The following is a 13933-nucleotide window of genomic DNA, read 5'->3' on the forward strand; positions in this document are numbered from 1 at the left end:
TTAGCTGCAATTAGCCGCTTTGCATCGGGTGGCTTCACCGCGCCTGAGCAGGGCCCTTCACAACCGCGAAACAATGTGCGAACATAGGTGGCTATATATGGGAGCGCTCCCATCTCCCAGGAAGAACCCACCCCGTTCGCGGCTCTCCCGAAACGAGGCGAGGGGCGGATGCGCCCACATCCGCCCCTCGATGTCCTCACTACGCGTAGTCGCGCGCGGCTCCACAGCAGACTCCGGTCTTCGCCTCGCGCGGCCGCGAAGTGAGGGCCGGAGCCTGGAAACACGGACAGGAGCGATTCTAGTGTCTGGCAGGTTCATCTGGTATCGCCGTGCGGGCGCCGTGGCATCGGCCATCCTGGTCGCGGTGGCAGCCGCGATCTGGGCGGCGCCACGCTCGGAGGCGGCCGGTGCCTACAACTACGGCGAAGCCCTCCAGAAATCCCTCTTCTTCTACGAGGCCCAGGTCGCCGGCCGCAAGCCGGCGTGGAACCGCGTCTCCTGGCGCGGCGACTCCGCCCTGACCGACGGCTCGGACGTCGGGCTCGACCTCACGGGCGGCTGGTTCGACGCCGGCGACCACGTGAAGTTCGGCTTCCCGATGGCGTTCACCACGACGATGCTCGCCTGGGGCGCGGTGGAGTACCGCGACGCGTACGCCTCGTCGGGCCAGCTCACCCACCTGCTCAACAACCTCCGCGTGCCCAACGACTACTTCATCAAGGCGCACCCCTCGCCCAATGTCCTCTATGGACAGGTGGGCAAGGGCGACGACGACCACAAGTGGTGGGGACCGGCCGAGGTGCTGCCGATGGCCCGCCCGGCATACAAGATCGACGCCAGCTGTGGCGGCGCCGACCTGGCCGGTGAGACGGCGGCCGCGATGGCCGCGTCCTCGATGGTCTTCCGCCCCACGGACGCCGCGTACGCCAACACGCTGCTGACCCACGCGCGGCAGCTCTACACGTTCGCCGAGAACGTGAAGCGGATGTACCACGAGTGCATCACCGACGTCACCAACTTCTACAAGTCCTGGAGCGGGTACGCCGACGAGCTCGTCTGGGGCGCCATCTGGCTCTACCGGGCCACCGGCGACGCCGCCTACCTCGCGAAGGCCGAGGCCGGCTACGACGCGCAGGGCAACGAGAACCAGTCCACCACGAAGATGTACAAGTGGACGATCGCATGGGACAACAAGCAGTTCGGCAACTACGTGCTGCTGGCCAACCTCACCGGCAAGCAGAAGTACGTCGACGACGCCAACCGCTGGCTGGACTACTTCACCGTCGGGGTCAACGGCGAGAAGGTGCGCACCTCGCCCGGCGGCATGGTGGTCGTGGACAGTTGGGGCGCGCTGCGGTACGCGTCCAACACCGCCTTCGCCGCCCTCGTCTACAGCGACAAGACCACCGACGCGACGCGTAAGACGCGCTACCACGACTTCGCGGTCCGGCAGATCGACTACGCGCTCGGCGCCAACCCGCGCAACTCCAGCTACGTCATCGGGTTCGGCGCCAACTCACCGAAGAACCCGCACCACCGCACCGCGCACGGCTCGTGGTGGGACAGCATGACCGTGCCCACCGCCACCCGCCACGTCCTCTACGGCGCGCTGGTCGGCGGCCCGTCCTCGCCCGACGACGCGTACAAGGACGAGCGCAACGACTACGTGATGAACGAGGTGGCCACCGACTACAACGCTGGCTTCACCTCCGCGCTGGTCCGGCTCTACCAGGAGTACGGCGGGACGCCGCTGGCCAACTTCCCGCAGCCGGAGACGCCGGACATCGACCAGTTCACGGTCGAGACCACCGTCATGCAGAACGAGCCGCGGGCCACCGGCCTCAAGGCCATCGTGTACAACAAGTCGGCCTACCCGGCGCGGGCGCTCACCCGCTCGGTGTTCCGCTACTACTTCACCCGCGAGGGCACCGCCGCGCCGATCGTGACGGCGGGCTACACACAGGGCTGCCCGTCGCCTACCACGGCCCGCCAGCACAGCGGCGACATCTGGTACGTCGAGATCGACTGCACCGGGCACACGATCGCGCCCGCGGGGCAGTCGCAGCACCGGATGGAGGTGCAGTTCAAGATCGGGGTGCCCGAGGGCGGCACGTGGAACCCGGCCAACGACCCCTCGTACCAGACGGCCGCCGGCCCCAACAAGGCCGTGCCGCTCTACGAGAACGGCGTGAAGCTCTGGGGCGACCCGCCGGGCAACGTCACGCCCAGCCCGACTCCGTCGCTGTCTCCCTCGGTGTCTCCCTCGGTGTCGCCGTCCGTGTCGCCCTCGGTCTCGCCGACGCCGTCGCCGACGACGCCCGGGCCGACGGGGCCGTGCTCGGTCACGTACAGCACCAACGACTGGTCGACCGGCTTCACCGGCAGCCTGACCATCCGCAACACCGGCACGACCGCGTGGTCCTCGTGGACGGTCGCGTTCACCTTCCCCGGCGGGCAGCGCGTCACCCAGGGCTGGGGTGCGCGCTGGACACAGAGCGGTGCCGCGGTCACCGGCGTCAACGAGGCCTGGAACGGCGCGGTCCCGGCCGGAGGGTCACTGTCGGTCGGCTTCAACGCCTCGCACACCGGCACCAACCCCCGCCCGACCGCCTTCACCGTCAACGGCGCCGCCTGCACCGTGGCGGCGTAGGACTCGCCGCCACGCCCTAGGCGCGGCAGGCTGCGCCGGACCTGCGGTCTCAGGCCACTCTACGTTGATTCTTGACGTAGGGTGGCCTGAGCATGCAGGGTTGGTGCGATGGAAGCGGGCGAGTGATGCTGCTACGGTTCGAGGTTTCCAACCACTTGTCGATCATGCAGCCCGTGGAACTCTCCATGATCGCCGTAGACGGCGACCGGCCGGCGGCCCGATCCTTTCCGCGGCTCAACGAGAAGGTTCTTACGGTTGCCGGCATATATGGCCCGAATGCATCAGGTAAGTCAAACTTGCTCGATGCATTCGCATGGCTGTCCGAAGCCGTGCGCGAATCCCTGCGCTCCTGGGATCGACTCGTGCCGCGGACGCCCTTCAAGTTCGCCGCTGGACCGCAGGTGCCAACGATCTTCGAGGTCGAGATGATGGTACGCGGCGTCCGCTACGAATACCGTATCGAGCTCGATGCGGAGTCCGTGATCTTCGAGGGCCTCTACAGCTACCCAGAGCGGAGACGCCGCTCCTTGTTCGAAAGGGAGGCTCTTGAGGTTGGTTTTCGGCGAGGGCTGGGTAGCCTTTCCGGGACACGCGAATTGTTGACCCCAACAACGCTCGCCCTTTCTGCTGCGATGAGATTCGGCGAGCCAGAAGTGGAAGGCTTCGGACGCCTGCTTGCAGAGGTAGGTGTCTTGGGTGCTCGTCGTAGTTACTCCGGACGAAGGCGATCACCGTTGGCGATGATGTCGTCCACTCAGCGGTTGTTCATCGATGCAACGCATGGTGAGCAGTTGACGCTATTCGGAGAGTCGGATTCTGCGCAGTTCGGGTCCAAGTCTGCGCTGGCCTTGCTGCGACTGGCAGACCTGGGAATCGACGACGTGAAGATCGTCAATGAGTTGGTTGGATCAGGTGGGGAGGTCCGGCCAAGGTTGAGGTTCGTGCATCGGGCGGCTGGTCAAGAACTACTCTTTGATCTCGGCGAGGAATCTGAGGGTACGCGAACCTGGTTCGGTCTGATCGGACCAATGTTGTGGGCTCTTCGTCGCGGGCAGGTGCTCCTCTTTGATGAGATCGACGCTAGCCTCCATCCGAAGCTCTCGGCGCGCCTCCTTGAATTGTTCCAGGATCCTGAAACGAATCCACGTGGCGCGCAGTTGATCTTTACGACGCACGATACCAGCCTCCTCAACCATTTGAACCGAGACGAGGTCTGGCTCACGGAGAAGGGTGTCGACGGGGCCACCTCCCTCACGGCGCTCGCCGAGTATGGAGGCGACAAGGTCCGCCGTTCCTTGAATCTCGAAAAGGCGTATCTACAGGGACGGTTCGGTGCGGTGCCGGATTTCGACCAGCGTCTGTTGCAGTCGGTGCTCGGGTTGGCAGCGGGTGAAGAATGAGCCCGCGGAGTCGGCGGACTGGTGGTCGTTCGCTCAGGCGTAGGGTGGCCGTTCGAGGGCCACGCAAGACCGTTTTAGTCTTCTGCGAGGGGCGGCGCAGCGAGCCGGAGTACCTGGAGGCGTTGAAACGCGAGCCTGAGGTCAGGGACATCGCGGCCGTTGACCTGAGGATCGAGCGCAGCACCTCCGGGTCCGTGCCGTTGGCGCTGGTGCGTATGGCCGTCGATGCTCGCGAACGAGCGGACCGCGAAGAGGGCGAGATCGACGAGATCTGGTGTGTGTTCGATGTGGAGTGGCCGGACAACCATCCGAACCTCAGCGAGGCGGTCGCTCTCGCTGACAGGTATGGCATTCGCGTGGCCATCTCCAACCCGTGCTTCGAGCTTTGGCTCATCCTGCACTTCCGAGACTGTCGCAGTTGGCTTGACAACGACGCGGCTCGGCGGCTGCGCCGTGCCTGCGATGGGCAGGTGGACAAGGGTGTCGACGGGCGGGGTTACATGGCGGGCCGGCGCCTGGCGGCGGAGCGGGCGGTCGCGCTGGATCAGATGCATGGCCGCAACGGCACAGCGTTCCCACACGACAATCCGTCGTCGGGGATGCATCGTCTCCTGACGGCGGTGTCCGTGCCTTCGTAGTAGGCAGGACCTTGCGTGCGAATTCCTCCCCACCGGGGGAAGATCACGATTCGTCAGACCTGTGTCGAGCGGCGAATTTGATTCACGACGCCGGGTCGCCTGTTGACAACTCGGCGTTGCAGGTACGGTATTCGGCGTCATCGTCCACACGGGGTTGGCGGGGCGGAGGTGGGGAGTGCCGGTCACAGGCCAACGCGTCGTGCGACGGACGTTGGGGCGGCGGTTGACGCGATTACGGACCGCGTCCGGGATGAGCCGGCGGGAGGTGGCGGAGGCGCGGCTCGGCATTTCGGAGCCGACACTGCACCGCATCGAGACGGGCAAAGTGCCCGTCACGGCGGCCAACGTGCGCGCGCTCTGCTGGCTCTACGGCGCGGATCAGAGCATCACCGACGCGCTCGCCGAGCTCGCGCTCGGCACGTCCCAGCAGGAGTGGTGGGATGCCAGCCCGGTGATTCCGGAGTGGTTCAAGCTCTACGTGGGTCTCGAGGCGTCGGCGTCCCGCATGTTCGGGTACGACGGCGAGGTCATCCCCGGCGAGCTGCAAACCCCGGAGTACGCGCGGGCCGTCTTCGGCGCCGAGCAGCCGGCCGATTCGGAGGCTGCCGAGCGCCACATCAAGCTGCGCATGCAGCGGCAGAAGGCGCTGTTCGCCCGCAACCCGCCGCTGCGGCTGGTGACCGTGCTGGGCGAGGGCGCGGTGAGCCGGCCGGTCGGTGGCGAGCAGGTGCTCAAGGCGCAGGTCGAGCACCTTCGCCGGCTGTCCCAAGAGGACTCGGTCGACATCCGGGTGCTGCCCTTCTCGGTCGGCGCGCACGCCGCGATGGCCGGCGCCTTCCGCATCCTGGAGTTCGACGACCCGGACGACCCCGACGTGGTCTACCTGGAGTCGCACGTCGGCGCGCTCTACCTCGAGGAGCAGGGCGAGGTCGACGAATATCGCCGGATTTTCGACCTCATCAGCAAGGATTCCGTACCAGTGGGGGAGTACCGGTGACGACCTGGGGAAGGGCGTGACGAGGGTGGGCAACGGCGCACAGGGCGCACATCAGAAGCCGGCCACGGCGGCTCGGATGTACGACTACTACCTGGGCGGGATCCACAACTTCCCGGCCGACCAGGAGGCGGCCAAGGCGGTGATCGAGCGGGCGCCACTGATCCGGGCCAGCGTCCGGGCCAACAGGGCGTTCCTCGGCCGCGCCGTGCGCTACCTGACCTCGATCGGCGTCCGCCAGTTCCTCGACATCGGCTCCGGCATCCCCACCGAGGGCAACGTCCACGAGATCGCCCAGGCCGCGATCCCGGACGCCCGAGTGGTCTATGTGGACATCGACCCGGAGGCGGTGTCGGAGAGCCTGGAGCTGCTGGATGGCAATAGGTTCGCCACGGCCATCCGGGCCAACGCGCGTGAGCCGCAGGCCATCCTCGACCACCCGCAGGTGCGTAAGCTGCTCGACTTCGACGAGCCGATCGCGGTGCTGCTGGTCGCCGTCCTGCACTTCGTCGAAGACACCGACGAGGCGCGTCAGATCGTGGCGACCTTCCGTGACGCGCTCGCGCCGGGCAGCTACCTGGTGCTCGCCCACTCGACGGTCGACGAGCAGGTCTTCGACCCGGAGCTGCTGAAGCGGACGCTCGATGTCTACCGGCGGCAGACCGTGACGCCGCTGACGGTCCGGACGCGGAGCGAGGTCCTCGGGCTCTTCGACGGGTTCGACCTCGTCGAGCCGGGGCTTGTCTGGCAGACCCAGTGGCGGCCGGATCCGGGCGAGGTCGACGAGTTCAAGGAAAACCCGAAGGACTCGGGGCTGTACGGCGGCGTCGGGCGCCTCGCCTGAGTCCACCGTCCACATAGCATGATCGCCGGCCCCGCGGGGCCGGCGATCTTTTTCTTTGGGTCCGCTGCGGTCAGTCGGCGCTCCGCCGCGGGTCAGTCGGTCAGGAGCTGGTCGAACTCGCCGCGCTTGGCGCCGAACAGGAACGAGTCCCACTCCTCCGTGGTGAACACCACGGTGCCCGCGTCACGTGCCTTGCTGTTGCGGACCTGGATGAGGCCGTCGTGGCGACGGGCCTCGACACAGCTGCCGCCGTTGCCGGTCGACCTGCTGGACATGATCCAGCCGGTTTCGCTACTCATCAGTACTCCCTCGCGCTGGAGTGCTTGCTGTGGGTAACCGGCGTGACCCCCGGGCCGGTGGCCGGTGTGCCACCCGATGCCCGTGTGACAGGCAGAACCGTCGTTTCGCACGCACGGATCATTCTTTCACCACGAAAGTGGCACGCACCTAGAGTAGCCGAAACTCGTTCCGATGCACGATGTCGTCGTGACAGTTATCCAGGTGAAATCTTGCACGTGCGTCGGCTAACTGTCATGATTCGTTTGTGGCGCGGGGCGACCCGTCGTCGCCATACGTTGACTCGACGGCTAGCAACTGGCCCGCCGCAGTCTTTGAGAGGATGGCCGATGCGGATCCTCGATCCCGCCGCCGCCGGCACGGGCGGTGCGCCGCCGGGTGGCGGCCAGCAGCGGACCGAGGCCGACGCAGCCCGACTCCAGGCCCGCATCGACCAGCTCGAAGCACACGTCCAGCGGCTGGAGCAGGAGCGGGTGACGCTCCGCTGGATGGCCGGTCACGACGCGCTGACCGGGCTCGCCAACCGCCGCCTGTTCCACGCGCTCGCCCCGACGCTGCTGCGCGCCGACGGGCGCTCGTCGGCCGTCCTGATCCTCGACCTCAACGGCTTCAAGCCCATCAACGACACCTACGGCCACGACGCCGGCGACGAGGTCCTCTGCGTGATCGCCCGGCGCATGGGCGCGTGCCTCGGCGACCACCTGGTGGCCCGCTTCGGCGGCGACGAGTTCGCCGCGCTGCCGAGCGCGCCCCGCCCGGACGCTCCGGAGGCGTGGTGGCACGAGATCGCCGCCTCGCTCAGCGCGGCGATCGCGCCCCCGATGGACATCGCCGGCCGCACGCTGACGGTGACTGCCTCGATCGGCGTCGTCCCGGCCGGCCACCCGGCCGATCTCCCAGACCTGCTGCGCCGCGCCGACCAGGCGATGTTCCGGGCCAAGCGGCACGCGCGCACCACGGGCAAGGCCGGCATCACCTGGGTCGTGGCCACCGAGGGCGGCGGCCGCGCGGTGACGTACGAGCCCGCCGCCACCACCGCCGCCCCGATGGGCCTGACCGCTTCGGCACCCGCCGTGCCGTACCGAGCGGGCGACCCGGTGTGGGTACACCGCGACGGCATGCGTCGCGCGGGCGTGGTCGAGGGCGCGTCCGAGTGGGCCGCCCTGGTCCGCTACCGGTGCTCCGACGGCGCCGGCACCATGGTCGACACGATGCCCGCGGACTGCCTCGCGATCCGTGCGGAAGCGGATCCACACCTGGATCCCGCGCCGTCCGAGACGTGATCAAATCTCCCTCGGCGTCGATCGTTCCGACGACCGGGGACACAGTTTGATCAAACGGTCGGGTGTTCTGACGGGGGCCGTCACTACCGCCCGGGGCGCGGTAGTGACGGCAGACCAACTCAAAGACGCGAGCCGGGCGTCGGTGCTGTGCCTCAAAGCTTGAGTTGCCCGGGTCCGTGTCAGTTGCGGACCGCCGCTCCCGCCGGAGAACGCGCGGGTCGGCGGCGAGCTGGCGCTCGCCGAGATCCCCGACCCGCGCTGCAAGGTCCGCGGTGCAAGCCCCCGGCAAGACCATGATCGGCAGCCGGCCCGGTTTGAGACCGCGTGCGGCACAATGCCTTCCGGTGTCTCCCCAGCTCAGAAGCGCCGCGCCGAGGCCGCCAGGTTCGCAGGAAACGCCTTTGACTAGGCAAGATGCAAGATCTACTTGCTCGACATCCCTCTACTACCGCGACTCCATCGTGGTCCGGACCGCCGCTGGGCCGCGGTCGCCGCTGTCCACAATGTCTGGTCTCGGATCGGCGATCTCGCAACAACAGGTGGCTTCGTCGCCGCGAGTAACCGCCGTGACGGTGTGAGCGGCACAAGATTCGAGATCTTGGAGAGTTAGGGCGTCATATCAACCCTAACCGTCCTAGATCTCAAAGCCCCCATCCCGGGTCGGTGACGCCATGTAACCGATAGCCCGATGGCCGGAGCGGATCCCTGCCCGCCGTGGCCCCGCTGCGGCCGGCCCCGCCTCTTGCCGCAGCCAGCGGGCGTAGCCCGGCTCCCACCGCAACCACCCACCAAGAACGGTGAACAAGCCGGGGACGGCCCGGCCGGAGCCCGAGGCGATGGGTTTGTTCGGCGGAGCTGGCAGCGGAGGTCGGGGGTCTCGGCGAGCCCTGGCGAGCCGCCGACCGGAGCGGTCTCCGGCGGGAGCGGCGGTCCGCAGCTGACGCGGACCCGGGTATATATATCAGTCTCCCGAACGGACCGTGCCGTGCTCGACGCAGGTCGCCGACCAGCCCGCCGGCAGCACCTGCACCTTCATGCGGCGGCGGCAGGCCGAGCAGTAGCGGGGCGGCTCCAGGCGCCGGGCGGCGGCGCAGGCGGCGTGGTCGCCCTCGGCCGCCCGCTCACCGCACCTGTCGCACCACGCCGCCGCCGTCGTCATCGCCGCTCCGCTCACAGCGTCGCCGAGAGGGCCTTGACCGGCATCTTCAGGTCGTCGAGCAGCGCCAGGTCGGCGCTGGCCGGGCGGCCGAGCGTGGTCAGGTAGTTGCCGACGATCACCGCGTTGATGCCGCCCAGCAAGCCGTCGCGCGTGCCGAGGTCGCCGAGCGTGATCTCGCGGCCACCCGCGTACCGCAAAATCGTGCGCGGCATGGCGAGCCGGAACGCGGCGATCGCCCGCAGCGCGTCCTTGCCCTCCACCACCGGGCGGTCGCCGAGTGGCGTGCCCGGGCGGGGGTTGAGGAAGTTGAGCGGCACCTCGTGCGGGTCGAGCTCGGCCAGCTGCGCCGCGAACTCCGCCCGCTGCTCCACCGTCTCGCCGAGCCCCAGGATGCCGCCGCAGCACACCTCCATGCCCGAGTCGCGGACCATGCGGAGGGTGTCCCAGCGCTCCTCCCACGAGTGGGTGGTTACCACGTTCGCGAAGTACGAGCGGGAGGTCTCCAGGTTGTGGTTGTAGCGGTGCACGCCCATCTCGACCAGCTCGTCGACCTGCGCCTGGGTGAGCATGCCCAGCGACGCGGCGACCTGGATGTCCACCTCGGCGCGGATGGCGGCGACGCCCTCGCGCATCTGCTTCATGAGCCGCTCGTCCGGCCCGCGGACGGCGGCCACGATGCAGAACTCGGTCGCGCCCGTCGCCGCGGTCTGCTTGGCCGCCTCCACCAGCGAGGGGATGTCGAGCCACACCGAGCGGACCGGCGAGGTGAAGAGGCCGGACTGGGAGCAGAAGTGGCAGTCTTCGGGACAGCCGCCGGTCTTCAGCGAGACGATGCCCTCGACCTCCACCTCCGGCCCGCACCACCGCATGCGCACGTCGTGGGCGATCTGTAGCGCGTCCGGCACGTGCTCGTCGGGCAGCCGCAAAACGGCCGACACGCCGGCCTCGTCGAGGCCGACGCCGCGTTCGAGCACCTGGGTACGGGCGAGGTCGAGGATCTCTGGCATGGTCGTACCTTACAAGGGGGATGTCGAGGTGAATCGTGAGTGAGTGGCTAGAGCGACTCGAGCGCAAGGCCGGGCTGCGCGCCAAGGCGGGGCTCGCCCGGGAGCTGCGACACCGGGCTCCGGGCGACGGCGTGGTCGATCTCGCCGGCAACGACTACCTCGGGCTCGCCACCCACCCGGACGTGATCGCGGCGGCGCGGGCGGCGCTCGACGCGTACGGGCTGGGCGCCACCGGCTCCCGCCTCGTCCGCGGCTCGACCGGCGCTCATCGCGACCTCGAGGATCGCCTCGCCGGGTGGCTGGGCGCCGAGGCCGCGCTCGTGTACTCCTCCGGCTACCTGGCCAACCTCGGCGCGGTGCGGGCGCTGACCCGGCCGCGTACGCTCCTCGTCTCCGACGCGCACAACCACGCCTCGCTGATCGACGGGTGCCGCATCTCCGGCGCGGAGGTGGTCGTCACCCCGCACGCGGACGTGGCGGCGGTCGACGCGGCCCTGGCCGCCGCGCCCGGGCGGCCGGCGGTAGTGGTGACCGAGTCGATCTTCTCGGTCGACGGCGACCTCGCCCCCCTCGCCGACCTGCACGCGGTGGCCCGCCGCCACGGCGCGCTGCTGCTGGTCGACGACGCGCACGCGCTCGGCGTGATCGGCCCGTCCGGCGCGGGCGGCGTCGCGGCCGCCGGCCTTGCCGGCGAGCCCGACGTGGTGGTCACCGCCACGCTCTCCAAGTCGCTCGGCGCCGCCGGCGGCATCATCGCCGGCCCGGCGCCGCTGACGCGGCACCTGGTGGACACCGGGCGCACCTTCATCTTCGACACCGCGCCACCGCCGGCCGTCGCCGCCGGCGCGCTCGCCGCACTGGAGGTGGCCCGCGCCTCCGACGGCCGCCGCGCGGAGCTCACCGACCGTGCCGCCACACTTGTACACCGCCTACGTGCCGCCGGCCTCGACGTCACCGAGCCGGCCGGGGCGGTGGTGTCGGTGACCGCACCCGGCCCGGAGACCGCGGTGGCGTGGGCCGCAGACTGCCGCGACCGCGGTGTGGCCGTAGGCTGCTTCCGTCCACCTTCCACTCCGGACAGTCGGGCCCGGCTGCGGTTGACGGTCAACGTCGGCGTGCCGCGGGCCGACTTCGACCGGGCCCTCGACGTGATCGTGGAGTGCGCACCGTGACGGACGAATGGCGCGGTCCGGTCGTGGTGACCGGGACCGATACGGATGTCGGCAAGACCGTCGTCACCGCTGCGGTCACGGCGGCCGCGCAGGCCGCCGGGCTGCGGGTCGCGGTGGTCAAGCCGGGCCAGACGGGCACCTCCACGGGTGCACCCTCCGATGTAGACGTGGTCAACCGGCTGGCGAGCCCGGCGACCGCCCGCACGCTCGCGTCGTACCCGGACCCGCTGGCCCCGCTCGCCGCCGCGCGGGTGGCGGAGCTGCCCCCGCTGGAGCTGTACTCGGTGGTCGACGACGTCCGCGCCGAGGTCGAAAAGCACGACCTGGTGCTGGTCGAGGGCGCCGGCGGGCTGCTGGTGCCGATGGGCCTGCGCCCGTCCGGCGAGCCGTGGACCGTCGCCGACCTGGCGGTCTCGCTCGACGCGCGGGCCGTGGTGGTCAACCGCGCCGGCCTCGGCACGCTCAACCACACCGCACTCACGCTGGAGGCGCTCGACCGCCGCGGCGTCTCGGCCGGCGTGGTGCTCGGTGCGTGGCCCGCCGAGCCGGAGCTCGTGCACTGGGAAAACCTCGCCGAGCTGCTCCCCAACCTGGTCGGTGCCCTACCGGACGGCGCCGGCGGCCTCGATCCGGGCGTCTTCCAGCGCAGCGCGCCGGGCTGGCTGACCCCACTCCTGTACGGCGTCCTGGACGACTGGCGGGTGTGGGCGGAGGACGCCTCCTAGCGGCGTCGGATCACGAAGGCGTCCGGCATCCGGAAGGAAAGGTTGTCGGGGCACCACGGGGGTCTCACCACGTCGGCCTTGTGGAGTAGCGCGGCGGTCTCGGCCACCACGACGGACGCCTCCATGCGGGTGAGCTGGGCGCCGACGCAGCGGTGGGCGCCCGCGCCGAAGGCAAGATGCCGCCGCGATCCCCGCTGACCCGGACGGAAGTCGTCCGGATTGGGGACGACCGCCCCGTCTCGTCCGGCGCGCGCGAGCCACAGCACCACGCTCGTGCCGCGGGCCAGCGGCGTGCCGCCAAGGACCGTGTCGCGGGAGGCCACCCGCCGCCACGTGACGATCGGCGGCACCAGGCGCAGGCCCTCTTCGACCACGTCGTCCACCGAGACGCTGCCGGCCCGCAGCCCGTCGAGCACCGCCGGCTCGCCGGCCAGCCGGTGCAGCAGCAGGGTGAGAAACTGCGAGGTCGTCTCCTGCCCCGCGACCAGCAGGAAGAAGAGCGCGCCAACCACGACGTCGAGGCTGTCGGTGTGCGCCCGCAGGTCGGCCGCCAGCCCCGGCCCCTCCTTGGCGAACTCGCGCAGCACCGCGTGAAACCGCCCCACGATCTCGGCCAGGGCGAGCTGGCGGTCGAGCGCCACCGGTGCCCAGAAGAGCTCCAACGCCGCCCGGGTGAACTCCTTGACCACCGCCGCCTCGGCGTCGGGCAGCGCGACGAGGCGGGCGAGCACCAGCAGGGGCAGGTCGGCGGCGAGGTCCGCGTACAGGTCGACGGGCAGCCCGGCGTCGAGATCGGCCGCCAGCCGCGTGACCCGCCCCCGCACGACGCCGGTCAGCCAGGCCCGCTGCTCCTCCACCCGCTTCGGATGCAGCGCGTCGGCGACGATCGCCCGGATCGCGGGGTGGCTCGGGTGCCCGTTGTTGGCCAGGGTCGGCGGCAGCCGGAACCGGTGGTGGGTGAGTATCCGCAGCGCCGTGACGGGGATCGGGGTCATCGCGTCGAGCGCGTTGTCGGGGCGGAACGTCTCCTGGTCGGCGAGCACCTCCCGGACGAGGGCGTGGCGCGTCACGACGAGGTGCTCGACCCCGACGTGGTCCGCGACGGTCGCGACGTCGGGAAACTCCCGCGCCCCCACCTCCCAGGTCCGGAACAGCACGCCGGCCACGCTACCCGGCCGACCTCGAGCGACGCCCGAGCGTGTGTGCTCCGCCTATGTCTCGGCGGGTTCGATGTCGCTGTCGATGCGGCTGCCCTCCTGGGCGGCGATGCGGTACGCCTCGGTGATCTCGTTCGCCGCGAAGCACGCGTTGGCCAGGTTCATCTGGCAGATCAGCGTGTACGGGTGGTCGGCGCCCAGGGCGTGGACGAACCGCGCCGCCGTGTCCTCGATCAGCTTCCGCGCGACCGCGCTGTCGCCAACGCGCATTCGGAAGATCGCAAGGTCGTTGGCCGCGGCCAGGGTGAACGGGTGGTCGGCGCCGCGGACCTCGCGATAGCGGGCCAGCACGTCCTCGGCGAGCTGGCAGGCCTCGTCGTGGTCGCCTCGGGCGGAGCGGCGGCGAGCGTGAGCGGATGGTCGGTGGGGAGGGCCTCGCGGGCCACGGCCAGAGTCTTGGCCAGCCGCTCCTGAGACCGTTCCAAATCGCCGACGTCCCGCAGGTCGCGGCCCGTACCGAATCCCGACTCCCAGGGTCAGGGCCTGCGCCGAGCCGGTGACCCTTTCGCGTCGCAGCAGGGTTTCCTCGTCGAGGTCCATCGCTTCA

General features: G+C 69.8%; 13 protein-coding genes. 8 read left to right on the forward strand and 5 right to left on the reverse strand.

The features are described from left to right. Positions 1 to 340: 340 nt before the first annotated feature. From ACTMTJ_RS43155 to ACTMTJ_RS43175, 5 genes are all read left to right on the forward strand, one after another. Positions 341 to 2650: a glycoside hydrolase family 9 protein gene (locus ACTMTJ_RS43155; RefSeq protein ID WP_441224684.1), complete on the forward strand. Its 2310-nt coding sequence runs from the start codon at positions 341 to 343 to the stop codon at positions 2648 to 2650. A 173-nt stretch (positions 2651 to 2823) separates the two neighbouring features. Beyond that, positions 2824 to 4050: an AAA family ATPase gene (locus tag ACTMTJ_RS43160; RefSeq protein ID WP_441224628.1), complete on the forward strand. Its 1227-nt coding sequence runs from the start codon at positions 2824 to 2826 to the stop codon at positions 4048 to 4050. A 44-nt stretch (positions 4051 to 4094) separates the two neighbouring features. Next, entirely contained in the window at positions 4095 to 4688 is a 594-nt protein-coding gene (locus ACTMTJ_RS43165; protein ID WP_441224630.1) for an RloB family protein, read from the forward strand. 199 nt (positions 4689 to 4887) lie between these two features. Continuing rightward, entirely contained in the window at positions 4888 to 5685 is a 798-nt protein-coding gene (locus tag ACTMTJ_RS43170; RefSeq protein ID WP_441224631.1) for a helix-turn-helix domain-containing protein, read from the forward strand. A gap of 16 nt (positions 5686 to 5701) precedes the next feature. Then, positions 5702 to 6526: an SAM-dependent methyltransferase gene (locus ACTMTJ_RS43175; protein ID WP_441224633.1), complete on the forward strand. Its 825-nt coding sequence runs from the start codon at positions 5702 to 5704 to the stop codon at positions 6524 to 6526. 92 nt (positions 6527 to 6618) lie between these two features. Here the strand turns inward: ACTMTJ_RS43175 and ACTMTJ_RS43180 are convergent, their stop codons facing one another. Beyond that, complete coding sequence (locus ACTMTJ_RS43180) at positions 6619 to 6825, reverse strand: DUF397 domain-containing protein (RefSeq protein ID WP_441224635.1); 207 nt, start codon at positions 6823 to 6825, stop codon at positions 6619 to 6621. A gap of 327 nt (positions 6826 to 7152) precedes the next feature. Between ACTMTJ_RS43180 and ACTMTJ_RS43185 the strand changes: the two genes are divergently transcribed. Further along, positions 7153 to 8106: a diguanylate cyclase domain-containing protein gene (locus tag ACTMTJ_RS43185; RefSeq protein WP_441224636.1), complete on the forward strand. Its 954-nt coding sequence runs from the start codon at positions 7153 to 7155 to the stop codon at positions 8104 to 8106. A 961-nt stretch (positions 8107 to 9067) separates the two neighbouring features. Here the strand turns inward: ACTMTJ_RS43185 and bsaP are convergent. Further along, entirely contained in the window at positions 9068 to 9265 is a 198-nt protein-coding gene (gene bsaP, locus ACTMTJ_RS43190; RefSeq protein WP_441224637.1) for a biotin synthase auxiliary protein BsaP, read from the reverse strand. Positions 9266 to 9276: 11 nt separating this feature from the next. Continuing rightward, positions 9277 to 10272, reverse strand: coding sequence for a biotin synthase BioB (bioB, locus tag ACTMTJ_RS43195; protein WP_441224638.1), 996 nt, complete (start codon positions 10270 to 10272; stop codon positions 9277 to 9279). Positions 10273 to 10307: 35 nt separating this feature from the next. Here bioB and ACTMTJ_RS43200 point away from each other — a divergent pair, with 35 nt between their 5' ends. Continuing rightward, positions 10308 to 11444, forward strand: a complete 1137-nt coding sequence (locus ACTMTJ_RS43200) for an 8-amino-7-oxononanoate synthase (RefSeq protein WP_441224639.1) — start codon at positions 10308 to 10310, stop codon at positions 11442 to 11444. After that, positions 11432 to 12169, forward strand: coding sequence for a dethiobiotin synthase (bioD, locus tag ACTMTJ_RS43205; RefSeq protein ID WP_441224641.1), 738 nt, complete (start codon positions 11432 to 11434; stop codon positions 12167 to 12169). Before ACTMTJ_RS43200 ends, bioD begins: the two co-directional genes overlap by 13 nt. On the opposite strand, the gene ACTMTJ_RS43210 is transcribed toward bioD, so the two are convergent. Together ACTMTJ_RS43210 and ACTMTJ_RS43215 are read right to left on the reverse strand one after the other, a co-directional pair. Continuing rightward, the gene (locus tag ACTMTJ_RS43210) at positions 12166 to 13335 is read right to left on the reverse strand and encodes a cytochrome P450 (protein ID WP_441224642.1); all 1170 of its coding nucleotides are present in this window, start codon (positions 13333 to 13335) and stop codon (positions 12166 to 12168) included. The genes bioD and ACTMTJ_RS43210 overlap by 4 nt on opposite strands. A gap of 45 nt (positions 13336 to 13380) precedes the next feature. Next, on the reverse strand, positions 13381 to 13926 hold the full coding sequence (locus ACTMTJ_RS43215) for a tetratricopeptide repeat protein (protein WP_441224643.1): 546 nt from the start codon (positions 13924 to 13926) through the stop codon (positions 13381 to 13383). Between the last annotated feature and the right edge of the window lie 7 nt (positions 13927 to 13933).

It is taken from the genome of Phytohabitans sp. LJ34 (assembly GCF_052068095.1).
Lineage (GTDB): Bacteria > Actinomycetota > Actinomycetes > Mycobacteriales > Micromonosporaceae > Phytohabitans.